Genomic DNA, 23,072 nt, shown 5'->3' with positions numbered 1-23,072 from the left:
TGAATAGAGAAGCCAATGGGCTTATCTACTCAGAGGGCTATAACCACAAATTTTAGAAGGGGAATTTTATGGCAAAAGAAAAATTCGAAAGAAGTAAGCCGCACGTAAATATCGGTACTATTGGTCACGTTGACCACGGTAAAACTACATTAACAGCAGCTATCACTATGTGTTTAGGGCTTAAAAATGGTCAAGCTACTATGGATTATGATCAAATTGATAATGCTCCAGAGGAAAGAGAAAGAGGAATTACTATTGCTACTTCTCACGTTGAATATGAAACTGAAACAAGACACTACGCTCACGTAGATTGTCCAGGTCACGCCGATTATGTTAAAAACATGATTACTGGTGCTGCACAAATGGATGGAGCTATCTTAGTTATCGCTTCAACTGATGGACCAATGGCACAAACTAGAGAGCACATCTTATTATCTAAGCAAGTAGGTGTACCTTACATTGTTGTATTCTTAAACAAAGAAGATCAATTAGATGACGAAGATAAAGAAGAGATGTTAGAATTAGTTGAAATGGAAGTAAGAGAATTACTTTCTGAGTACGACTTCCCAGGTGATGATACTCCAATCGTTGCTGGATCTGCATTCCAAGCTTTAGAAGAAGCTAAAGGTGGAAACGCTGGTGAGTGGTCTGAAAAAATTTATCAATTAATGGCTGAAGTTGATGCTTATATTCCAACTCCAGAAAGATCTACTGATAAAGATTACTTAATGCCTGTTGAGGATGTATTCTCAATTTCTGGTAGAGGTACAGTTGTTACTGGTGCTATTAACCAAGGTACAGTTAGATTAGGTGATGAGATTGAAATCGTTGGTCTAAGAGATACTGTTAAAACTACTGTAACTGGTATTGAAATGTTTAGAAAAGAAATGGATTATGCTGAAGCTGGTGATAATGCAGGTATTCTTTTAAGAGGTATCAAAAAAGAAGATGTTCAAAGAGGACAAGTTCTTGTTAAGCCAGGATCAATTACTCCACATACTGAATTCAAAGGTGAGGTTTATATCTTATCTAAAGAAGAAGGTGGAAGACATACTCCATTCTTCTCAGGATACAGACCACAATTCTATGTAAGAACTACTGATGTTACTGGTTCTTGTACGTTACCAGAAGGTACTGAAATGGTTATGCCTGGAGATAACGTTGAAATGACTGTTGCATTAGTTGCTCCTATCGCTCTTGAAAAGGGAACTAAGTTCGCTATTAGAGAAGGTGGTAGAACTGTAGGTGCAGGTGTTGTTTCTGAAATCATCAAGTAAGGGTTGATTCATGGCAAACGGAGTTAGAATTAAAATCGGATTAAAATGTCAAGAGTGTGGTGATATTAACTACACTACGACTAAAAATCCTAAGACTCATACTGAAAAGTTTGAGACTAAGAAATATAGTCCAAGATTAAAAAAACATACTTTACATAAAGAAGTAAAACTTAAGTCGTAAGACTTTATATCAAGGCTTGGTAACAAGCCTTGACTTACAGGTCAGTAGCTCCAATGGTAGAGCGCCGGATTCCAAATCCGATGGTTGGGGGTTCGAATCCCTCCTGGCCTGCCACTAAATTTTTTTAAAAGAAGTCACGACTCCTTTTAAAAGAATTTACAAGCTTATTATTATTATCATACTTGGAGTCAATTGTGAACAAATTAAAAAACTATTATAAAAATGCTAAAGAAGAAATATCAAAAGTTATTTTTCCTATAAAGGAACAAATTAGATCTGCTTATTTATCAGTATTTATTGTTGTTACTGTTATTTCTCTTTTCTTAGCATTAATTGACACAGTAATGTCTTTAAGCTTATCTTCTGTAATGAACTAAGGAATATAAATGGCACAAAAATGGTATGCAATTCAAACTTACTCAGGAAGTGAATTAGCGGTTAAGAGAGCACTATTACAACTTTCTGAAGAAATGGCAGATGGTAGAATTTCAGAAGTATTAGTTCCAACTGAAGATTTAATTGAGATAAAAAAAGGTAAAAAGTCTATTGTTGAAAGACCTTTATACCCAGCTTATGCTTTTGCAAAGATAGATTTAGATACTGCATTATGGCATAGAATTCAATCAATGCCTAGAGTTGGAAGATTTATTGGTGAATCTAAGAAACCAACACCATTATCTGATAAAGATATTAATATGATTTTAGAAAAAGTTCAAAATAGAGCAGCAGCTAAGCCAAAAGTTTCTTTTGATGAAGGAGAAATGGTAAGAATTAACGAAGGTCCATTTGCTAACTTTAATGGTTTAGTAGAAGACTTTGATATGGCTTCTGGTTTATTAAAACTTAATGTTTCTATTTTTGGAAGAAATACACCAGTTGAAATCTCTTATACACAAGTAGAAAGAGTAGTTTAAAAATATATATTAGGCATTAGGCAATAAAACTTGCTTCTTTTATAGTTTTCTTGCCTAATGCCTAAGTACATTATAAACCAAATAAAAAAAGGAATAGCATGGCTAAAAAAGTTGAAGGTACACTTAAATTACAAATACCTGCTGGTGCAGCAAACCCATCACCACCAGTTGGACCTGCATTAGGTCAAAGAGGTATCAATATCATGGAATTCTGTAAAGCATTCAATGAGAAAACAAAAGATAAAGGTGGATTCAATATTCCTGTTGAAATCACTGTTTATTCAGACAAAAGTTTTACTTTTGTTACTAAACAACCACCAATGACAGATTTAATTAAAAAAATATCTGGAGTTAAAAAAGGTAGTGATAATCCACTAAAAAATAAAGTTGGAAAATTATCTAAAGAACAAATTTTAGAAATTGTAGATATGAAAATCGCTGACTTAAATACAGATGATAAAGAACAAGCTGCAAAAATTGTAGCAGGTTCTGCTAGATCAATGGGTATTGAAACTGAAGCATAAGCTTTAGTTTCTTTAACAGTCTTACCACCAGACTTAAAAAGGCGGTAGCAAAAAATAAAATTGCGGAGAACAAAATGGCAAAAATTTCAAAAAGATATAAATCATTATCAGAAAAAATTGAAGATAAAAACTATTCTTTAGTAGAAGCTTGTGAGTTATTAAAAGAACTTAAATCTGCTAAATTTGATGAATCAGTAGAAGTTGCATTAAACTTAAATGTAGATCCAAGACATGCAGACCAAATGATTAGAGGTGCTGTTGTACTTCCAAATGGTACTGGTAAAACTGTAAGAGTTGCAGTATTTGCTAAAGGTGCTAAAGTTGATGAAGCAAAAGCTGCAGGTGCTGATATCGTTGGTAATGACGATTTAGTTGAATCTGTTCAAGCTGGAAATATTGACTTTGACGTATTAATCGCAACTCCTGATTGTATGGGACTTGTTGGTAAATTAGGAAGAATCTTAGGACCAAAAGGTTTAATGCCTAACCCTAAAACTGGTACTGTAACTATGGATGTTACTAAAGCTGTTAATGATGCTAAAGGTGGACAAGTAGCATATAGAGTTGACAAAAAAGGTAATATGCAAGCAGCAGTTGGTAAGATTTCATTCTCAACTGAAGCAATTAAAGAAAACATTGAAGCTTTCGTTGCAGCTATTAATAAAGCAAAACCTGCATCTGCTAAAGGTAGATATTTTACTAATGCTGCTGTATCATTAACTATGTCACCATCTATTACTGTAGATGCATCTGAGTTAATGGATATTAAATAAGGATATTTTCCTTATTTAATAGCTACAAACATTCAAAAGTGTTGATTAGTAATCAATATTTTTGAGTGTTATTCAAAGCACTGATATAAAACTAAAGACAGCAGGTTAGAAACATTCCTCGTTTCTTGTAAATCCCGCCTAAGTCCATGTTTTGAAGGGAGGAAATATGACTAGACAACAAAAATCAGAAGTAATTGATTTTTTAACTGCAGAATTCAAAGAGTCTCAAGCTATCGTAGTTTGTGATTTTAATGGAATTTCTCATAAAGAGTTAGAAGAATTAAGAAAAGATGCTAAAGAAAATGGTGCTAAAGTTCAAGTTGCTAAAAATACATTAGTTACAGTTGCTGTAAAGAATGCTGAATTAGGTGATATTGAATTAAGTGGTTCAAACATTTTCTTATGGTCTGAAGATCAAATTACTGCTTGTAAAGTAGCTGATAAGTTTGCAACTGCAAACAAAGATAAATTTGCTATTAAATCTGGTATCATTGAAGGTGAAATTGCGGATCTTGCAACTGTTAATGCATTCGCTAAATTACCATCTAGAGATGAACTTCTTGGTATGCTTGCTGCTACTTGGATGGCTCCAGTACAAAACTTTACAATTGGGCTTGATGCTCTTGCAAAGAAAAAAGAAGAAGAGGCTGCTTAATTATAAGCAAACTATAAAAATATAAAATAAAATAAAATAAGGAATTAAGAAATGGCAATTTCTAAAGAAGACGTATTAGAATACATCTCTAGTTTATCTGTATTAGAGTTATCTGAATTAGTAAAAGAATTCGAAGAAAAATTTGGAGTTTCTGCTCAACCTGTAGCTGTAGCTGGTGCTGTAGCTGGTGGAGCTGCTGAAGCTGCTGAAGAACAAACTGAGTTCAACGTTGTATTAAAAGACGCTGGTGCTAAGAAAATTAACGTTATTAAAGTAATTAGAGCGTTAACTGGATTAGGATTAAAAGAAGCAAAAGCTATGGCTGAAGAAGCTGGTGCAGTTGTTAAAGAAGGAATTTCTAAAGACGACGCTGAAGCTGCAAAAGCTGAATTAGAAGGTGCTGGAGCTACTGTAGAATTAGCATAATTCTCCCATCTATCTTTTAAACGTTACACAAGGCGACGGCCTTGTGTAAAAGACTAGCATCTTTGAAGGCTAAGGTTAGAATTTACCTCAAATTTTAACCCTATCCTTTATGGATGCTTTTGTGCTTTATATATAAAGCTTAAAACTAAACCAAATTTTATAACAAGGCCTGAAATGTTAAACTCTTTAAAATCTGGTAATAGACTTAGAGTTGATTTTGCAAAAAATCCACAACAAATTGAAATTCCTAATCTACTACAATTACAACAAAATTCATATGATACATTTTTAATGATTGGACAAGAAGATAGAGCTGATGCTGGTATAGAAAAAGTATTCAAATCAATTTTCCCAATTCATGATGCACAAAATAGGATTACATTAGACTATTTAGGTTCTGACGTAGGTAAACCTAAATATGATGTAAGAGAATCAATGGTTAGAGGTCTTACATACTCTATTCCTTTAAAAATCAATATTAGATTGACTTTATGGGATTTAGATGAAAAGACTGGTGAAAAAATCGGTGTTAAAGATATGAAAGAACAATCTTTATTCATCAGAGAAATTCCTTTAATGACAGATAGAACATCTTTCATTGTTAATGGTGTTGAAAGAGTTGTTGTTAACCAACTTCACAGATCTCCAGGTGTTATCTTTAAAGAAGAAGAATCTAATACATCTGATAATAAACTTATTTATACTGGACAAATAATTCCAGATAGAGGTTCTTGGTTATATTTTGAATATGATGCAAAAGATGTATTATATGTAAGAATTAACAAGAGAAGAAAAGTTCCTGTAACTATTTTATTTAGAGCATTAGGTTACTCTAAAGAAGATATTATTAAATTATTCTATCCAATTTTAAATGTAAAAATTAAAAACAACAAATTCTTAACAGAATTTAATCCTGATGATTTTACAGGAAGAGTTGAATTTGATTTAAAAGATGAAAAAGGTAATTTAATTTTAGCAGCAGGTAAAAGATTAACTGCTAGAAAAGCAAAAGCTTTAGTTGAAGGTGGATTAAAGTTAGTTGAATACCCTGTTGAATTATTAATGGATAGATCTACAGCTTCTACAATTTTCGATCCAGAATCAGGTGAAGTATTATTTGATGCTTTAACTAATCTTGATGAAATTAAATTAAAAAAACTATTAGATCTTGGTTTTGATAATTTTGATATAGCAAATGATTTAGCTGCTGGAGTTGATGATTCTATTATTAATGCATTTAAAGCAGATGCAGAGTCTTTAAAACTTTTAAAACAAACTGAAGAAATTGATGATGAAAATGATTTATCAGCAATTAGAATTTATAAAGTTATGAGACCAGGTGAGCCTGTAACAAAAGAAGCTGCAAAAGAGTTTGTTAAAAAACTATTCTTTGATCCTGAAAGATATGACTTAACTAAAGTTGGTAGAATGAAAATGAACCACAAGTTAGGTGTAAATGTTCCTGAGTATGTAACGACTTTAACTTATGAAGATGTTATTAAAACAGTTCAGTACTTAGTAAAAGTTAAATCTGGTCATGGTCACATTGATGATAGAGATCACTTAGGTAACAGAAGAATTAGAGCAATTGGTGAATTACTAGCTAATGAAATGCATTCTGGATTAATCAAAATGCAAAAAGCTATTAGAGATAAAATGACTACTTTATCTGGTACATTAGAAGATATTATGCCACATGATTTAGTTAACTCTAAAATGATTACATCAACAATTACTGAGTTCTTTACATCTGGACAGTTATCACAATTTATGGATCAAACTAATCCATTATCAGAAGTTACTCATAAAAGAAGACTTTCTGCACTTGGTGAAGGTGGTTTAGTAAAAGAAAGAGCTGGATTTGAAGTAAGAGACGTACACCCAACTCACTATGGTAGAATCTGTCCAGTTGAAACTCCAGAGGGGCAAAATATTGGTCTTATTAATACTTTATCAACTTTCTCAAAAGTTAATGATTTAGGGTTTATTGAAGCGCCATATAAGACAGTAAAAGATGGTCAAATAACTGATGAAATTAAATACTATACTGCAACTCAAGAAGAGGGATTAGTAATTGCTCCAGGATCAACTAAAATTGATGAAAATGGTAAAATTGTTGAAAACTTAATTGAAGCTAGACAAGATGGTGAAATTCTTTTAGTTGAAAGAAATAAAGTTGACTTAATTGATATTTCTTCACAAATGGTTATGGGTGTTGCTGCATCTTTAATTCCATTCTTAGAACATGATGATGCCAACAGAGCATTAATGGGATCAAATATGATGAGACAAGCTGTTCCATTATTAAGACCTAATGCTCCTGTTGTTGGAACTGGTTTAGAAAAAACAGTTGCTAGAGATGCATGGGAAGCTATTAAAGCTAAAAGAGGCGGAGTTATTGAAAAAGCTGATGCTAAAAACATCTACATTAGAGGTGAAGATGAAAATGGTGCATTTATTGATCACTATACAGTAAATAAAAATGTTAGAACAAACAATAATACTTCATTTGGACAAAGAATAGGTACAAAAGAGGGTGATATTGTTGAAAAAGGACAAGTTATTGCTGATGGTCCATCAATGGATAATGGTGAATTAGCAGTTGGTGTTAATGCTTGTGTTGCATTTATGCCATGGAATGGATATAACTATGAAGACGCGATTGTTCTTTCTGAAAGACTAATTAAAGAAGATGCATTTACATCTGTTCATATTTATGAAAAAGATGTTGAGTGTAGAGAACTTAAACATGGTAATGAAGAAATTACTAGAGATTTACCAGGTGTAAAAGAAGAGTCAATTACTCATTTAGATGCTTCTGGTATTGTTAAAGTTGGTACTTTTGTTAAGCCAGGTATGATTCTTGTTGGTAAGGTAACTCCAAAAGGTGAAATTAAACCAACTCCAGAAGAAAGACTTTTAAGAGCAATTTTTGGTGAAAAAGCTGGTCACGTAATTAATAAATCTTTATTAACTCCTACTTCTATGGAAGGTACAGTTGTTGATGTAAAAGTATTTACTAAAAAAGGTTATGAAAAAGACGAAAGAGCAGTAGCTGAAATTGAAGCTGAAAAAGCAGAACTTGATATAAAACACCATGATAAACTTTTAATGCTTGATAGAGAAGAGATTTTAAAAATCAATGATTTATTATCTAAATCTGAATTAGCTAAAGATGTTGAAGTTGAAGATGTTACATATAAAAAAGGTGAAAAAATTCCTTTTGATATTTTAACTAATGTAAACAGATTTGCTATGAAAAAAGTTGTTGCTTCTTACTCTGATGAAGTTGAGAAAAAATACAATGAAATTAAAGATTACTTCATTAAGCAAAAAGCTCAATTAAGAGATGAACATGAAGAGAAACTTCAAGTATTAGAACATGATGATATTTTACCATCTGGTGTTATTAAACAAGTAAAAGTTTATATCGCAACTAAGAGAAAAATCAAAGTTGGGGATAAAATGGCCGGAAGACATGGTAATAAAGGTATTGTTTCTAATATCGTTCCTCAAGTAGATATGCCATATATGAAAGATGGTTCAACGGTTGATGTTATTCTTAACCCATTAGGGGTACCTTCAAGGATGAATATTGGTCAGATTTTAGAAGTTCACTTAGGTTTAGTTGGAATGAAACTAGGTGCTCAAATTCAAGAACTATTTGAGAACAAAAAAGCTGAATTTGTAAGTGAATTAAGAGCTAAAATGACAGAAATTGCATCTGTTGCTAAGCTTATGAATGGAAAAGAGTTTATGGATTCTTTATCTGATGAAGAGCTTATTAAATATGGTCAAGATTGGTCAAAAGGTGTTAGGTTCGCTACACAAGTATTTGATGGTGTAAAAGAAGAAGAGTTTGTTAAATTATTTGAATTAGCAAAAATTGATTCTGATGGAAAAACTCAACTTTATGATGGAAAAACTGGTAGTGCAATGAATGAAAGAGTTAATGTTGGTTATATGTATATGTTAAAACTTCACCACTTAGTTGATGAAAAAGTGCATGCAAGATCAACAGGTCCTTACTCACTTGTAACACAACAACCAGTAGGTGGTAAAGCACTATTTGGTGGACAAAGATTCGGGGAAATGGAAGTTTGGGCTCTTGAAGCTTATGGAGCTACAAATGTTCTTAAAGAAATGCTTACAACTAAATCAGATGATGTTGAAGGTAGAACAAGAGCATATAGAGCTATTGCAAATGGTGAAAATGTTCCAAGTTCAGGTGTACCTGAAACATTCTTCGTATTAACGAAAGAGTTGAAAGCTTTAGGTTTAGATGTTGAGATATTTGACGAGGTAGAAAACGATGAGCAATAATGAAAAAGTATTAGAACCAATTGAAATAAAAGAATTAGAAAGACCGCAAGATTTTGCGGCTTTTCAATTAAGACTAGCAAGTCCTGAAAAAATTCTTTCTTGGTCTTCTGGTGAGGTAAAAAAACCAGAAACTATTAACTATAGAACATTAAAACCTGAAAGAGATGGATTATTTTGTGCTAAAATCTTTGGACCTGTAAAAGACTATGAGTGTCTTTGTGGTAAATATAAAAAGATGAGATACAAAGGTGTTGTATGTGAAAAATGTGGTGTTGAAGTAACATCTTCAAAGGTGAGAAGACACAGAATGGGACATATTGACTTAGTATCTCCTGTTGCTCATATATGGATGGTTTCATCTTTACCAACAAGAATTGGTACTTTATTAGGTGTAAAATTAAAAGATTTAGAGAGAGTATTATATTATGAAGCATATATTGTAAATGAGCCAGGTGATGCTTATTATGATAATGAAAAAACTAAAAAAGTTTTAAAATATGATATCTTAAACGAAGAACAATATAGAACTATTTCTGATTTATTTGAACATACAGGTTTCCAAGCTGATATGGGTGGAGATGTTGTTAGAGAATTATTAGAAACTTTAGACTTATTTGAATTATTAACTAAGTTAAAAGAAGAAATGTCTGCAACTAAATCAGAAGCAAAAAGAAAAACTATTATTAAAAGACTAAAAGTAGTTGAAAACTTTATTAATTCTGGAAATAGACCTGAATGGATGATGTTAACTCAATTACCAGTTCTTCCTCCTGATTTAAGACCATTAGTATCATTAGATGGTGGTAAGTTTGCAGTTTCAGATGTTAATGACTTATATAGAAGAGTTATTAATAGAAATAACAGACTTAAGAGATTAACAGAGCTTGATGCTCCTGAAATTATTATCAGAAATGAAAAAAGAATGCTTCAAGAAGCAGTTGATGCTCTATTTGATAATGGTAAAACTGCAAATGCAGTTAAAGGTGCTAACAAAAGACCATTAAAATCATTATCTGAAATTATTAAAGGTAAGCAAGGTAGATTTAGACAAAACTTACTTGGTAAAAGGGTTGACTTCTCTGGTAGATCTGTAATTGTTGTTGGACCTACTTTAAATATGGATCAGTGTGGTATTCCTAAGAAAATGGCTTTAGAGTTATTTAAACCACACTTAATGGCTAAATTAGAAGAGAAAGGTTATGCAACTACATTAAAATCTGCAAAGAGATTAATTGAGTCTGAAACTAATGAAGTTTGGGAATGTTTAAATGAAATTGTTGATGAGTATCCTGTTATGCTTAACAGAGCTCCAACTCTTCATAAACTTTCTATTCAAGCTTTCCACCCAGTATTAATTGATGGTAAAGCAATTCAGTTACATCCATTAGTGTGTGCTGCATTTAATGCCGACTTCGATGGTGACCAGATGGCCGTTCACGTTCCATTATCACAAGAAGCAGTTGCAGAAGCTAAAATTTTAATGATGTCATCTATGAACATTCTTTTACCAGCTTCTGGTAGAGCTATTGCCGTACCATCACAGGATATGATTTTAGGTATTTATTATCTATCATTAGAAAAAGATGGTGTAAAAGGTGAACATAAATTATTTACAGATGTAAATGAAGCAAAAATTGCATTAGATATGGGTCAAGTAGACTTACATGCAAAAATTAGAACTAAAATTGATAATAAAGTAATTCATACAACTGTAGGTAGATTAATTGTTCATGAAATTTTACCTGACTTTGTTCCTGCTAATTTATGGAATAAAATTTTAAAGAAAAAAGATATTGGAACTTTAGTTGATTATATCTACAAGCATGGTGGATATGAAGTAACTCCTAGATTCTTAGATAACTTAAAGAACTTAGGTTTTAGATATGCTACAGATGCTGGTATTTCAGTTTCAATTGATGATATTAGAGTTCCTGAAACTAAAGTTGGACATATTGCAGCTTCTAAAAAAGAAGTTATTGAAGTTCAAAAGCAGTTTGCACAAGGTTTATTAACTGAGCAAGAAAGATATAATAAAATTATTGATATTTGGACAGAAGTTAATAATAAGCTTGGATCTGAAATGATGAATTTAGTTGAAGAAGATAAAAATGGATTCAACTCTATTTATATGATGGCTGACTCAGGGGCAAGAGGTTCTGCTGCTCAGATTAGACAGCTTTCAGGTATGAGGGGACTTATGGCAAAACCTGATGGTTCTATTATTGAAACGCCAATTATTTCAAACTTTAAAGAAGGTCTAAACGTTCTTGAGTACTTTATTTCTACGCACGGTGCTAGAAAAGGTCTTGCCGATACAGCTCTTAAGACTGCCAATGCAGGTTACTTAACAAGAAAGCTTATCGACGTTTCTCAGAATGTAAGAATTACTATTGAAGATTGTGGAACTCATGAAGGTGTTGAGATTACTGATATTTCTTCTGGTAATGAGTTAATCGAATCATTAGAAGAAAGAATTACAGGTAGAGTTATTGCAGAAGATATTATTGATCCAATTTCAAATGAAATTCTATTTACAGAAGGAACATTAATTACAGAAGAGAATGCAAAAGTTGTTGCAGAAGCTGAAGTAAAATCTGTTGTAATTAGAACTCCATTAACTTGTAAAGAAGAACATGGTTTATGTTCTAAATGTTATGGTCTTAACCTTGGTGAGCAAAGAAAAGCTACTCCTGGTGAAGCTGTTGGTGTTGTTGCAGCACAATCTATTGGTGAGCCAGGAACACAGCTTACACTTAGAACATTCCACGTTGGTGGTACAGCATCTGCAACTCAAACTGAAAGAGAGTTAAGAGCAGATAAAGAAGGTTTTATTAGATACTACAATATTAGAACATATACTAATAGTGAAGGTAAAAATATTGTTGCAAACAGAAGAAATGCAGGTATTTTATTAGTAGAACCAAAAATAAATGCACCATTTAAAGGTAATGTTACTGTTGAAACGATTCATGAAGAAGTTATTTTAACAATTTCTAATGGAAGTGAAAATAAGAAATATTACTTAAGAAAAAATGATGTTGCTAAACCAAATGAGCTTGCTGGTGTATCTGGTAAGATTGAAGGTAAGCTATACTTACCATACTCAGATGGTATTGAAGTTGAAGAAAATGAATCAATCGTTGAGATGATTAAAGATGGTTGGAATGTTCCAAATAGAATTCCTTTTGCTTCTGAATTAAGAGTTGCAGATGGAGCTCCAATTACTTCTAAAATTATTACTGGTGCAAAAGGTGTTGTAAAATACTATAAATTAACTGGTGATTATTTAGAAAGAAGAAAAGATATTAAAGCTGGTGATAAAGTTGATGAGAAAGGTTTATTTGCTGTAATCGTTGATGGTGAAGGTAGAGAAGCTTTAAGACACTATATTGCTAGAGGTTCACAAGTTGAATTAAGTGATGACGTTGCTGTAGAAAAAGATTCAGTTATTGCTGTACCTGAAACTACTGAACAAGTTGTAATTGCAGAGTGGGATCCATATTCAAATCCATCTATTGCTGAAAAAGAAGGTGTTATATCATTTGAAGATATTATTCCAGGTGTAACTGTTTCTGAACAATTTGATGAATTAACAGGTACTTCTAAACTAGTTGTTAATGAATATATTCCAAGTGGATATAAACCAACTGTTATCTTAGCAACAGAAGATAAAGAGATTATTAGATATTCATTAGATCCTAAGACATCTATTAATGTTTCAGAAGGGCAAAAAGTTCAAGTTGCTGATATTATTGGTAAAACACCAAAAGCAACTCAAAAATCGAAAGATATTACTGGAGGTCTTCCAAGAGTATCTGAATTATTTGAGGCTAGAAGACCTAAGAATATTGCAGTACTTGCTTCATTTGATGGTATGGTTTCATTTGGTAAACCACTTAGAAATAAACAAAGAATAATTATTACTGATGAAAATGGTAATAAAGGTGAATTCTTAGTTGAAAAATCTAAGCAAATTTTAGTACATGAAGGTGAGTTTGTTCATGCTGGCGAAGCATTAACAGATGGTCAAGTTTCACCTCATGATGTATTAAGAATTTTAGGTGAAAAAGCATTACATTACTTTATTGTATCAGAAGTACAACAAGTATATAGATCTCAAGGGGTAAATATTGCTGATAAGCATATTGAGGTTATTACATCTCAAATGTTAAGACAAGTATCTATTTTAGATGGTGGAGATACTAAATTCATTATTGGTGATATGGTATCTAAGAAAAGATTTAAAATTGAGAATGAAAGAATTATTAAACTTGGTGGACAACCTGCAATTGCTGAACCATTATTACTTGGTATTACAAGAGCGGCTGTTACATCTGATTCTATTATCTCAGCTGCATCTTTCCAAGAAACTACGAAAGTATTAACAGAAGCTGCAATTTCTGCAAAAATGGATATGTTAGAAGACTTAAAAGAGAATGTTGTAATTGGTAGAACAATTCCAGTTGGAACAGGACTTTATAAAGATAAGAAAATTAGTTTTTCTCAACCTAATGAACAATAAGGCTTAGCCTTATTGTTTAACCTTTCAAATGGAAATATTACTACTACTTTTAATTTTTATTTTTTTAGAAATTTTTGAATCAAAATGGCAAAAAGCTGATACTCTACATGGATTGATTTTAAATAATTTTTACATATTTAGAAAAAATATTTTTTTGTATTTTCTAATGCATACTACATTTTTTTATACAATTTTTTTATGTTTTTATTTAAATAATTTTGATTTTTGGATGAGCTCTATTTTAATAATAAAATTTTTAGATATTACATTTAAGTTATCTATGATGAAAAAATTATTAGCAGGAATTTCTATTGAAGAAGTAATGCCCATAAATATAGAAATGTCAAATATATATAGATATATAAATGTACTAATATACCCAATTAGTTTCATATTTTCACTTAACTTATTTAATTAATATCAATAGTAATTATCATTTTAAAATAAGCTTCATTTTGTTATTATACTATTTATGAATGCTATAGAATTTAAACAATTAATATTAAATGCTAAATATTATACAAAATATGAACCTATATTATATAAAGATACTTTAGATATATATGGGTATGAGGCGTTGTCAAAGTTTGACATTAATAATGATATAATAAGTACAGAAAATATATTTAAAAAACTACATAATAATAATAAACTATTTTTTGAATTGGAAAAAAGAAATAAATTTTTACAAATACAAAATTTTACTCATAATGAAAAACTTTTTTTAAATTTTGATGCAGATATTTTTGTTACTGATGAACAAAAAAAGTATTGGGAAGATTTTTTACTTCTTAATAAAAAAAATTTAGTTGTTGAAATAACTGAAAATGGAAGTGATGATGAAACAAGTGCTGTCATTATGAAAGATTTTTCTGACTGGTTAAAACAAATGAATATTGAATCTGCTCTAGATGATTTTGCCCAAGATGGTTCTATGTTTTCCTTTCACATGATGAATAATAGTAAATATATAAAAATTGATAAATCATTTATAAGACAAATAAGGTTAAATAATAGTTATAAATATTACTTAGATGGAGTACTAAAAACAATTAAACTTAATAATCAATATTCAATTATAGAAGGAATTGAAACTAAAGATGATTATGATTTAATTAAACAACTAGATTGTGATTTTGTTCAAGGTTATTATTTTGATAATCTTGTAACTATTGTTTAATTTTATTTAGTTAAAATTTTATATTAACAAAAAAGGATTAAGATGCAATATTTAATTATCGCTTATGATTATGAAGATGCTTTAGAAAAAAGAATGGAAGCGAGACCTGAACATGTTGAAGGAACTCAAAAGTTAATGGCTGAGGGAAAAATAGTTTCTGCTTGTGCACTAATTGAAGATGATAAAATGGTTGGCTCTTCTGTTGTAACAAACTTTGAAAATGAAGATGAGTTTGATGAGTGGCTAGTTAATGAACCTTATGTAAAAAATGGTGTTTGGAATATGGAAGAAATTCAAGTAGTTCCTATTAAGGTTATGCCAAAAGCTTAAGAAGAATTTCTTCTTGAGTTTTTTTATCATAATTAAATTTAAATTCACACTCTTTTAAGTAATAGATAAAATTTTCTTCTTTTATTCCTTTATATTTTTTTAAAAAATTTTCTAAAAAATCCCAAAAATCATTTATTAAACTATTTGAACTTTTTAATTGTGCAATTTTATTATATTTAAGAAAAGTGGATAATTCTTCCGCGTTTGATTCAGAAAATTTATTTAAAGAAGGAAGCATAATATTATAAATATGATTTTCATAATTAAATGTTAAAAAATTTTGAGCAGTTTTTATATTTTTATTTTTTAAGTATATATATTCGTCAAATTCATATTTATTTCTTTTAATACTTTTATAAACATTATCTAAAAAACTTACAATTAATTCTCTATATTGAAAAAACCTTTTTCCTACTGTTATATAATTACATTTTAATTTTTTAGCTGTTTGTAATGCATTTAAATTCTGAGAAAAACATTCTATTAAAGCTAATTGTCTATTGTATTTAATTAAAGAAAACTTTTTTTTACATTTAGAGCATTTCAGATAGTTGTTTTTTAATACATATAGTTTTTCATTATTGCAATATATACATTTATTCATTTTGGTTCCAAAAATATATAAGAAATTGTAAAATTTATTTTACAGTAAACATCTTAAGATAAAATTTCTAAAAATATAGGAGTTCTCATGAAAAAGCTAATTTTATTTTTTAGTTTTGCTATTATCGCAAATGCACATTTTCTTACAATGTTACCAAATACAGATAATGTGAAAAATAAAGATCAATCAAATATAAATATTAAGACGATGTTTATTCATCCTTTTGAACAAACTGGTATGACAATGGAAAAACCTCTTGATATATATGTAAATAGTAAAGAAAATTCTTTGCCTTTGGAAAAGTTTGAAGTATTTAATCATAAAGCATGGAGTACAAATTATAAGGTTAAAAAACCTGGGGTATATAAGTTTTTTACTATTCCTAAACCTTATTTTGAACCAGCAGAAGGTAAATTTATTTCACATGTACCAAAAATAATTCTAAGTGCTTATGGTTTTGAGGATGGTTGGGATGAACCAATTGGGTTAGAATATGAAATTGTTCCAATGGTAAAACCTTTTGCTTTATATAGTGGAAATATTTTTACTGGAAAAGTATTGGTTAAAGGGCAACCTGCATCTAATGTTGAAGTTGAAGTAGAGTTTTATAATACTTTAGGATTAAAAGCTCCTAGTGATGCACATATAACTCAAGTAGTTAAAACTAATAATGCAGGTGAATTTAGTTTTGTAATGAACCAAAAAGGTTGGTGGGGATTTGCTGCATTGATTGAAGAAGGACAAAAAGAGTTTAATGGTAAAATGTACCCAATTGAAAATGGTGCATTAATATGGGTTAAAACATATTAATAAATAAGTAGGATTCTAAATGCATATATCTGATGGTGTTTTAAGTATTGAAGTTGCTAGTAGTCTAGGCTTTGCTAGTTTAGGTTTATGTGCCTATTCAATTAAGAAATTAAAAAGTGAAGATATATCTTTACTTGCTGCAATGAGTGCTTTATTTTTTATTGCTTCATTTATTCATATACCTTTAGGTCCTACTCAAATACATTTACTACTTGTAGGAGTGATAGGCCTATTTTTAGGTGAAGCTGTTTTTTTATGTATTGCTATTGCTTTACTTCTACAAGCTTTACTTTTGGGATATGGAGGATTAAGTTCTCTTGGTGCAAATATAATAATAATGGCACTCCCAGCATATTTGGTTTTTTTTATCAATAAAATACCTTTATTCAAAAAATTAAATGAAAAAGTTAGATTTTTTTTCTATGGAAGTTTAGGAATATTATTTAGTGTTTTATTTTTAGCTTTAGTATTATATTTTGCGAAGGATGAATATTTAATAGCTTCTTATTCTTTAATTTTTGCTAATATTCCAGCTATAATTTTAGAAGGTTTAATTTCACTATTTTTACTTTTATATATCAAAAAGTCAATCCCAAAACTTTTAAAAGAGGCAAATATATGATTCGAATTTTTACTATTTTACTTTTAATTATATCTTTCACTTATGCACACAAATTAAATGTTTTTACAAATTTTGAAAATGATAAGTTATTTGTAAGTGCATATTTTGCTAGTGGCGCAGGTTGTAAAAATTGTAGTGTTAAAATATATAAAAATGATAAACTATTACTTGAAGATAAAACAAATGATAAAGGTGAAGTCTATTTAGATATTAAAGAAGATTTTTTTAATCTAATTGTTGATGCAGGTTCAGGTCATGCAGTATCAAATATAATTAAAAGAACTTATAAAACTAATGAAATAAATCTAGATAAAAAATTGGAAAAGCTTCTTGAAGAAAATAAGAAATTAAAATTAGAAGTTAAACTTTTAGAACAAAAGTTATCATATTTTGAAATATTTAAAATATTGTTTGCTTTATTTATTATTATAGGAATTTTTATTTTTCTTAAAAAAATAAAAAAGGATTAAAATTGATAAATTTTAATCCTTCTATTTCTTTACTTAGTGCTTTTATTTATTCAATTTTAGTTAGTTTTTCAGCTTTTGAATTTTATTATATTTTTCCTATAATATTTTTACTTTTTTGCCAAAAAAAACATTTATTTTTAATTTTAAGAAAACTTCTTTTTTTAAATTTTTTTATTTTTATACTATTTTTAACTCTTTTATATAGTAGTAGTTTGAATGAGGCATTAAATATTTATATAAGAGCAAATGCTATACTTTTATTTAATATAGCACTTTTTTTTACTTCAAAAGGTTATGATATAGTTAGAGCTTTAAATAGTTTGAATTTCCCAAGTTCTGTGGTTTCTTCTACATATTTTACTTTAAAAATGATAGAGTTTTTAACTAAAGATTTTACTTTAATAAAAAATAGTCTAAAAGCTAGAGGTTTTAAAGCAGATACTTCTTTATTTACTTATGAAACTTTTGGAAATATTATGGGTTTACTTTTTGTAAAGGCCATAAGAAAATCATATTCTTTAAGACAAACTTTTATATATAGAGGTTTTAAAAATAAAATTTATTTAAATGAAGACTTTATTGTTCAAGTATATGATAAGTACTTGATTTTTACAGTTTTATTTACAATATTAACAAAGGTTATTTATGAGTTGTTCTTTTAATTTAAAAAATTTAAGATATAAAAATGATTCAAAAGAGTTATTTAGTGGGGTAACTTTAAATGTAGGACATGAAGAAAAAGTTGCGATTATTGGTGCAAATGGAGTAGGTAAGAGTTCTCTTCTTAAAATAATAGCTGGTTTAGAATCAAATTATGATGGAGAACTTCATTTATTTCATAACTTAATTTCTTCAAAAAAACAGTATGAACAATTTAGGAGTGATATAGGTTACTTACCTCAAGATGTTAGTGACTTTTTTTTATGTCCAACAGTAATTGAAGATGTAATGTTTAATCTTAGAGCTAAAAAAGAGAAAAAAGAAGAAGCTTATCATAAAGCTTTAGTTATTTTACAAAAGTTAAATATTGAGCATTTAAAAGACAGAATTATTTATGATTTAAGTGGAGGAGAACAAAAAATAGTAGCACTTGCTAGTATTTTGATTACTAAACCTAAAATATTACTTTTAGATGAGCCAACAAATGCATTAGATTCAAAATCAGAAGAGAGAATATTACAACTTTTAAACTCTATAAATAAATCTATGGTAATTATATCTCACCATAAAAGTTTTATAGAAAAATTAACTTCTACGATATATGAATTAAAACCTACAGGCTTAGAGCTAATGAAAATTTAGTTAAGATATTGATATATGATAGTTCACAGGAGTATCTTATGGGAAAAATTATATATCATTATTGCCATGTTGAAGCTTTCAGAGCAATTATTCAAAATAAAAAACTATGGTTAAGTTCTGTTTATAATCTTAATGACTACAAAGAAATACATTGGATAAATGACAAAGTAAGTAAAAAATTAGAAAAAATTAGAAATAAAGATAATTTTTCAAAATATAAAGCTTTTGAAGATATCTTTAATAAACAACTACCTAGTGTATATATAGCATCATTTTCTCAAGGAAGTGATTTATTAAGTCAGTGGAGAGCTTATGCAAATGATGGTTATGGAGTAGCAATTGGTTTTAATTCTGATTATTTTAAAACTAATAAATTAGTTCATACAACTGATGTTTTATATGATGAAAAAAAACAAGAAAAACAAATAGATAAGATTTTTCTTCCTCTTGAAACTATTTCTAATGAAATAGATTTTAATTCAAATACTTTTAAAGATATTGTAAATGAAGTAATTAATAATATTAATAATTTAGCAGCTAAATGTAAAAATGAACTTTTTGAAGAAGAAAAAGAAGTAAGACTGATTCATAATCCAGTTATAATAGATGATAAAAAAAGTGAAAGTTTTGTTTTTAAGAAAAATCTGTCAGATATGAAGTTTAGAGCAGTATGTGGAAACTTAATTCCTTATTTTGAATTTGAATTTAGTAAAAAGTTTGAAGATATTCCAGCAATTGTTGAAATTGTAAAAGGACCAAAAAACAAATTTATTGATAAAGAGATCAAAATATTTTTATCAAATAACGGTTTTTATAATGTAAAAATCAAAAGTTCAAAATCATCTTATAGATAATTATTATATAATTTATTTAATTAAGGAGTTTCTATGAAAAGTAAAAAAGAAATTAACAACTTAGAAATTGAACTAGCATCATTGAAAACACTTATTAATGAAACAGGTGCTTATGTATATACAAAAGATAAAGAAGGCAAATATACTTATGCAAATAATTTAGTTTTATCTTTATTTAATTGTTCTTTAGCTGAGGTTATAGGAAAGGATGATAGAGCATTTTTTGATTTAAAAATGTCAGATGAATTAAGAAAGAATGATTTAGAAGTTTTAAAAAATGGGATAGTTATAGAAAAAGAAGAAACAAATTATATTTTTGAAACTAAAGAAGAAAAAACCTATTGGACTGTTAAAAAGCCACTTTATAATAAAAATAAAGAAATTATAGGTATGTGTGGAATTTCTACAGATATAACTGAAAGAAAAAAGTTAGAAGAAGAACTATCTGAACAAACAAAGTTACTAAATACTATTTTAGATAATGTTGATGCTTATATCTATATGAAAGATGAAAATAGAAAGTTTAGATATGTTAATTCAAAAGTAGCAAGACTTTTTAATTGTAAAGCAGAAGATGTTGTAGGAAAAAGAGATATTGAAATTATTGATAAAAAAATAGCTGATGCCTTTTGGAAGATGGATAAAGAAGTATTTAAGTCAAATAAACAAAAAAGTCAAGAAGAAATTTATTTTGATGAGGAAGGGGAAGAAAGGCATTATTGGAGTAAAAAAATACCCTTTAAAATGCAAGGTGATGACTATATGTCCCTAATTGGTTTATCAACTGATATAACCCAGTTACAAAAACTAAAAGAAAAGTTAAGAATTCAGTCCATCACAGATGAATTGACAAAAGCTAATAATAGAAGATATTTTGTTGAACAAGCAAAAAAAGAGTTTAAGAGATCAAAAAGATATAGTTTAGATATATCTATTGTACTTTTAGATATAGATTGGTTTAAAAATGTAAATGATACTTATGGTCATTTAGTAGGAGATAAAGTACTTATTGAAATTACAAAAATTTGTCAAAAAATGAAAAGAGAAGAAGATGTGTTCTGTAGAGTAGGTGGTGAAGAATTTGCTTTTATATTACCTTGTACTAATGTAGTTCAAGCAAGTGAATTTGCTCATAGATTAATGCAGTTTCATCACGAAAATCCTTTTAAAAAGTTATGTTCTGATGATATTAAAATTACTTTTAGTGTAGGATTGTCTTCTCTTTATGAAATGGATTTAAGTTATGAAAATATTTTTTCAAGAGCAGATGATGCTTTATATGAAGCAAAACAATCAGGTAGAAATAAGCTATGTATTAAGTAAGCTTATTTCTTTTGTTTAAATTTTACTTTTTCAAAGAAATTTTTTACTTTTTCTTTATTTTTATCCGATAAGTCAATACTACTTTTATCTACATTATCTCCATATTCAATATTAAGCATATCAGATTTTTTCATATTTAAAATTTGAGATTGGAAGACACTTCTATGTCCTGTAATTAAAAAGGTAATAATTGCGCTAATTGCAGCATAATGGGCTATTTCGATTCCAAAAAGTTCAACAGCCATTATAGTTGCTGCTATTGGAGCATTAGTTGTTCCTGCTAGTACACTAGTAAGTCCAAGTGCTGCAAATAGTGCAATATTATCTCCTATTAAGGTTCCAAAAAATTGTCCACTTGTAGCTCCCACATAAAAAATAGGTGTTATAACACCACCACTTCCCCCTGCACCTAAAGTGATAGAGGTATAGATTGTTTTTGCGATAAAAGAGTACCATGGTATATCATTTGATATATTAGGATCACTATAAAATAGACTTGAAATAGTATCTAACCCTAAGCCAAAATATTTATCTCCAATAAAAAAAGATAAAACTACTAAAAAAGAACCAGATATAAAAGCTTTTAAATAAATATTCAATTTAATTTTTTTTATTTGTATCTCTGTATTTTTTAAAGTCATAATCATAAAATACGAAATAAGTCCAAAGAATAAACCAGCAATAATAACTTGAAGTATAAGAATAATATCAAAAGGAATTGTATTTGAAAATTCCATGTGATAATAAGTATAGTTTATTCCTAAAAGCTTAGCTGTTGTATAAGCTGCAAACCCAGCAATAAATGATGGTAATAAAACATCATACATTATAATACCAATAATTAAAACTTCAACTCCAAAGATAGCACCTGAAATTGGTGTACCAAAAACAGATGCAAAACCTGCACTAATACCACAAATAACAAGTTTTTTTCTATCTCTTGCTGAAAATTTTACAAGTTGAGATATAAAAGAAGCTGCACCAGCACCTATTTGTGCTCCAGGACCTTCTTTTCCTACTGAACCTCCTGTAAATATAGTAATTACAGTGGCAAAAAGTTTTATAGGCATAACTTTTACATCCATTAAACCATCTTTTTTATGAACCGCTTCAATAACTTTTTCTGTTCCATGACCTTTTGCATCTGGTGCAAATTTTTTTACTATGAAGATTGTTAACATTAATCCAAAAGGAAGGAGGTAATATGTTGGAAAAGGTAAAAGTTCACCTTGTGTGTTTGCACTATGTATTATATTTAAAAAGAAAGTAATAATTGCACCAATAATTACTCCAATTACTGAAGATAAAAGTACCCATTTAGTTACACTAAAAAATATAAGAGATTGTTCTAAAAAATGTTTTTTCATAATAGAATCTTTGGAAAATATTTATATTAAAATTGTAACACATAAAAGTAAGACAAAATTAAAAAAAAGCAATTGATGTAGAAAAGTTTTAAGATTTAGATATACTTACGAAAAAAATAAGGTAATAAATGAATTTCAAAGATTTAAGTATAGAAGAAAAAAAAGAAATCAACGAGCTTCTAACAAAATATGCAGACTCAATTGGTGGAGTAAACTTCTTCTTACAGCTTATAGATGATATAAAAAAAGAAACAATATTTCCTCTTTTAAATAAAAGTAATATTTTTCATTTCTCAAAAGGAAAGGTTTCTTGGAGTAAAGGAATTTATAAAGATACAAAACTTTTACTACATAACTATTTAAAAAGTATGGAAAAAGATGAAAAGTATTTATCAACTGTAAAACCAAAAGAGAAAAAAAATATTGAAAATATGATGAGAACTTTAAAACCAGTAGAAATAAAAGTTAGAAGTAAAAATAACGCTGATGAAGGTTTTAACTTTAATATTATTGATATAACTGATGGACAAAATGCAAAAGTATCTTTATCGTACAAAATCATATTTTTTTATGGAAAAGATTTTGCTAAACAAGCATTAAGTTTTAAGGCTTAGA

At 28.8% G+C, this 23,072-nt stretch carries 22 protein-coding genes and 1 tRNA gene; 21 read left to right on the top strand and 2 right to left on the bottom strand.

Going from position 1 to position 23,072, the window contains the following annotated elements:
* Window positions 1–68: 68 nt before the first annotated feature.
* From tuf to ACH5BH_RS08810, 13 genes are all read left to right on the top strand, one after another.
* The gene (gene tuf, locus ACH5BH_RS08870) at window positions 69–1,277 is read left to right on the top strand and encodes an elongation factor Tu (protein WP_404305797.1); all 1,209 of its coding nucleotides are present in this window, start codon (window positions 69–71) and stop codon (window positions 1,275–1,277) included.
* Between the two features lie 10 nt (window positions 1,278–1,287).
* Window positions 1,288–1,458 (top strand): 50S ribosomal protein L33, encoded by a 171-nt coding sequence (gene rpmG, locus ACH5BH_RS08865; RefSeq protein WP_404305795.1) that lies wholly within the window; start codon window positions 1,288–1,290, stop codon window positions 1,456–1,458.
* Between the two features lie 38 nt (window positions 1,459–1,496).
* Window positions 1,497–1,572 (top strand) — tRNA-Trp (locus ACH5BH_RS08860).
* Between the two features lie 80 nt (window positions 1,573–1,652).
* The gene (secE, locus tag ACH5BH_RS08855; protein WP_404305793.1) at window positions 1,653–1,835 is read left to right on the top strand and encodes a preprotein translocase subunit SecE; all 183 of its coding nucleotides are present in this window, start codon (window positions 1,653–1,655) and stop codon (window positions 1,833–1,835) included.
* Window positions 1,836–1,844: 9 nt separating this feature from the next.
* On the top strand, window positions 1,845–2,372 hold the full coding sequence (gene nusG / locus ACH5BH_RS08850) for a transcription termination/antitermination protein NusG (RefSeq protein ID WP_404305791.1): 528 nt from the start codon (window positions 1,845–1,847) through the stop codon (window positions 2,370–2,372).
* Between the two features lie 98 nt (window positions 2,373–2,470).
* A complete protein-coding gene (rplK, locus tag ACH5BH_RS08845; protein ID WP_404305789.1) occupies window positions 2,471–2,896 on the top strand; it encodes a 50S ribosomal protein L11 in 426 nt (141 codons plus the stop codon).
* A 74-nt stretch (window positions 2,897–2,970) separates the two neighbouring features.
* A complete protein-coding gene (gene rplA, locus ACH5BH_RS08840; RefSeq protein ID WP_404305787.1) occupies window positions 2,971–3,669 on the top strand; it encodes a 50S ribosomal protein L1 in 699 nt (232 codons plus the stop codon).
* Between the two features lie 166 nt (window positions 3,670–3,835).
* Window positions 3,836–4,324: a 50S ribosomal protein L10 gene (gene rplJ / locus ACH5BH_RS08835; RefSeq protein WP_404305785.1), complete on the top strand. Its 489-nt coding sequence runs from the start codon at window positions 3,836–3,838 to the stop codon at window positions 4,322–4,324.
* A 51-nt stretch (window positions 4,325–4,375) separates the two neighbouring features.
* Complete coding sequence (gene rplL / locus ACH5BH_RS08830; RefSeq protein ID WP_404305783.1) at window positions 4,376–4,750, top strand: 50S ribosomal protein L7/L12; 375 nt, start codon at window positions 4,376–4,378, stop codon at window positions 4,748–4,750.
* A 174-nt stretch (window positions 4,751–4,924) separates the two neighbouring features.
* Window positions 4,925–9,073, top strand: a complete 4,149-nt coding sequence (gene rpoB, locus ACH5BH_RS08825) for a DNA-directed RNA polymerase subunit beta (RefSeq protein WP_423298094.1) — start codon at window positions 4,925–4,927, stop codon at window positions 9,071–9,073.
* Window positions 9,063–13,595, top strand: coding sequence for a DNA-directed RNA polymerase subunit beta' (gene rpoC, locus ACH5BH_RS08820; protein ID WP_423298093.1), 4,533 nt, complete (start codon window positions 9,063–9,065; stop codon window positions 13,593–13,595). The genes rpoB and rpoC overlap by 11 nt, the downstream gene beginning before the upstream one ends.
* Window positions 13,596–14,067: 472 nt before the next feature.
* The gene (locus ACH5BH_RS08815) at window positions 14,068–14,775 is read left to right on the top strand and encodes an EAL domain-containing protein (protein WP_404305775.1); all 708 of its coding nucleotides are present in this window, start codon (window positions 14,068–14,070) and stop codon (window positions 14,773–14,775) included.
* 42 nt (window positions 14,776–14,817) lie between these two features.
* Window positions 14,818–15,105, top strand: a complete 288-nt coding sequence (locus ACH5BH_RS08810; protein WP_404305773.1) for a YciI family protein — start codon at window positions 14,818–14,820, stop codon at window positions 15,103–15,105.
* Here ACH5BH_RS08810 and ACH5BH_RS08805 read toward each other — a convergent pair.
* On the bottom strand, window positions 15,089–15,709 hold the full coding sequence (locus ACH5BH_RS08805; protein WP_423298092.1) for a transposase: 621 nt from the start codon (window positions 15,707–15,709) through the stop codon (window positions 15,089–15,091). The two genes, ACH5BH_RS08810 and ACH5BH_RS08805, sit on opposite strands and share 17 nt — an antisense overlap.
* Before the next feature lie 87 nt (window positions 15,710–15,796).
* On the opposite strand from ACH5BH_RS08805, the gene ACH5BH_RS08800 reads away from it, so the two are divergent.
* The 7 genes from ACH5BH_RS08800 to ACH5BH_RS08770 are packed head-to-tail and all read left to right on the top strand — an operon-like array spanning window position 15,797 to window position 21,090.
* Complete coding sequence (locus ACH5BH_RS08800) at window positions 15,797–16,519, top strand: DUF4198 domain-containing protein (protein ID WP_423298091.1); 723 nt, start codon at window positions 15,797–15,799, stop codon at window positions 16,517–16,519.
* Window positions 16,520–16,538: 19 nt separating this feature from the next.
* The gene (cbiM, locus tag ACH5BH_RS08795) at window positions 16,539–17,141 is read left to right on the top strand and encodes a cobalt transporter CbiM (RefSeq protein WP_423298090.1); all 603 of its coding nucleotides are present in this window, start codon (window positions 16,539–16,541) and stop codon (window positions 17,139–17,141) included.
* Window positions 17,138–17,611 carry a hypothetical protein gene (locus ACH5BH_RS08790; protein ID WP_423298089.1) on the top strand — a complete coding sequence of 158 codons (474 nt, stop codon included), beginning with the start codon at window positions 17,138–17,140 and terminating at the stop codon, window positions 17,609–17,611. Before cbiM ends, ACH5BH_RS08790 begins: the two co-directional genes overlap by 4 nt.
* Before the next feature lie 2 nt (window positions 17,612–17,613).
* Window positions 17,614–18,273 carry a CbiQ family ECF transporter T component gene (locus ACH5BH_RS08785; protein ID WP_423298088.1) on the top strand — a complete coding sequence of 220 codons (660 nt, stop codon included), beginning with the start codon at window positions 17,614–17,616 and terminating at the stop codon, window positions 18,271–18,273.
* Window positions 18,257–18,913, top strand: a complete 657-nt coding sequence (locus ACH5BH_RS08780; RefSeq protein ID WP_404305761.1) for an energy-coupling factor ABC transporter ATP-binding protein — start codon at window positions 18,257–18,259, stop codon at window positions 18,911–18,913. The genes ACH5BH_RS08785 and ACH5BH_RS08780 overlap by 17 nt, the downstream gene beginning before the upstream one ends.
* Before the next feature lie 38 nt (window positions 18,914–18,951).
* A complete protein-coding gene (locus ACH5BH_RS08775) occupies window positions 18,952–19,767 on the top strand; it encodes a DUF2971 domain-containing protein (protein ID WP_404305759.1) in 816 nt (271 codons plus the stop codon).
* A 33-nt stretch (window positions 19,768–19,800) separates the two neighbouring features.
* Window positions 19,801–21,090, top strand: coding sequence for a sensor domain-containing diguanylate cyclase (locus tag ACH5BH_RS08770; protein WP_423298087.1), 1,290 nt, complete (start codon window positions 19,801–19,803; stop codon window positions 21,088–21,090).
* A gap of 2 nt (window positions 21,091–21,092) precedes the next feature.
* Here the strand turns inward: ACH5BH_RS08770 and ACH5BH_RS08765 are convergent, their stop codons facing one another.
* Window positions 21,093–22,457 (bottom strand): chloride channel protein, encoded by a 1,365-nt coding sequence (locus ACH5BH_RS08765; protein ID WP_423298086.1) that lies wholly within the window; start codon window positions 22,455–22,457, stop codon window positions 21,093–21,095.
* 128 nt (window positions 22,458–22,585) lie between these two features.
* Between ACH5BH_RS08765 and ACH5BH_RS08760 the strand changes: the two genes are divergently transcribed.
* Window positions 22,586–23,071: a hypothetical protein gene (locus tag ACH5BH_RS08760; RefSeq protein ID WP_404305753.1), complete on the top strand. Its 486-nt coding sequence runs from the start codon at window positions 22,586–22,588 to the stop codon at window positions 23,069–23,071.
* The last annotated feature ends 1 nt before the right edge of the window (window position 23,072 follow it).

Origin of the sequence: Arcobacter rhizosphaerae (genome assembly GCF_049472155.1) — a bacterium.
Taxonomy (GTDB): Bacteria; Campylobacterota; Campylobacteria; order Campylobacterales; family Arcobacteraceae; genus Arcobacter_B.
Note: the sequence above shows the minus strand (reverse complement) of the source record. Positions and strands in the feature narration are given on the sequence as shown.

Bases quoted from the DNA above. Each gene is read 5' to 3' on its own strand.
- ACH5BH_RS08770 (WP_423298087.1), top strand. From the start codon at position 19,801: ATGAAAAGTAAAAAAGAAATTAACAACTTAGAAATTGAACTAGCATCA.
- ACH5BH_RS08760 (WP_404305753.1), top strand. From the start codon at position 22,586: ATGAATTTCAAAGATTTAAGTATAGAAGAAAAAAAAGAAATCAACGAG.
- ACH5BH_RS08810 (WP_404305773.1), top strand. From the start codon at position 14,818: ATGCAATATTTAATTATCGCTTATGATTATGAAGATGCTTTAGAAAAA.
- rpoC (WP_423298093.1), top strand. From the start codon at position 9,063: ATGAGCAATAATGAAAAAGTATTAGAACCAATTGAAATAAAAGAATTA.
- ACH5BH_RS08805 (WP_423298092.1), bottom strand. From the start codon at position 15,709: ATGAATAAATGTATATATTGCAATAATGAAAAACTATATGTATTAAAA.
- rplJ (WP_404305785.1), top strand. From the start codon at position 3,836: ATGACTAGACAACAAAAATCAGAAGTAATTGATTTTTTAACTGCAGAA.
- nusG (WP_404305791.1), top strand. From the start codon at position 1,845: ATGGCACAAAAATGGTATGCAATTCAAACTTACTCAGGAAGTGAATTA.
- rpmG (WP_404305795.1), top strand. From the start codon at position 1,288: ATGGCAAACGGAGTTAGAATTAAAATCGGATTAAAATGTCAAGAGTGT.
- rplK (WP_404305789.1), top strand. From the start codon at position 2,471: ATGGCTAAAAAAGTTGAAGGTACACTTAAATTACAAATACCTGCTGGT.
- ACH5BH_RS08765 (WP_423298086.1), bottom strand. From the start codon at position 22,457: ATGAAAAAACATTTTTTAGAACAATCTCTTATATTTTTTAGTGTAACT.
- ACH5BH_RS08815 (WP_404305775.1), top strand. From the start codon at position 14,068: ATGAATGCTATAGAATTTAAACAATTAATATTAAATGCTAAATATTAT.
- rplL (WP_404305783.1), top strand. From the start codon at position 4,376: ATGGCAATTTCTAAAGAAGACGTATTAGAATACATCTCTAGTTTATCT.
- ACH5BH_RS08800 (WP_423298091.1), top strand. From the start codon at position 15,797: ATGAAAAAGCTAATTTTATTTTTTAGTTTTGCTATTATCGCAAATGCA.
- ACH5BH_RS08775 (WP_404305759.1), top strand. From the start codon at position 18,952: ATGGGAAAAATTATATATCATTATTGCCATGTTGAAGCTTTCAGAGCA.
- ACH5BH_RS08790 (WP_423298089.1), top strand. From the start codon at position 17,138: ATGATTCGAATTTTTACTATTTTACTTTTAATTATATCTTTCACTTAT.
- ACH5BH_RS08780 (WP_404305761.1), top strand. From the start codon at position 18,257: ATGAGTTGTTCTTTTAATTTAAAAAATTTAAGATATAAAAATGATTCA.
- rplA (WP_404305787.1), top strand. From the start codon at position 2,971: ATGGCAAAAATTTCAAAAAGATATAAATCATTATCAGAAAAAATTGAA.
- rpoB (WP_423298094.1), top strand. From the start codon at position 4,925: ATGTTAAACTCTTTAAAATCTGGTAATAGACTTAGAGTTGATTTTGCA.
- cbiM (WP_423298090.1), top strand. From the start codon at position 16,539: ATGCATATATCTGATGGTGTTTTAAGTATTGAAGTTGCTAGTAGTCTA.
- tuf (WP_404305797.1), top strand. From the start codon at position 69: ATGGCAAAAGAAAAATTCGAAAGAAGTAAGCCGCACGTAAATATCGGT.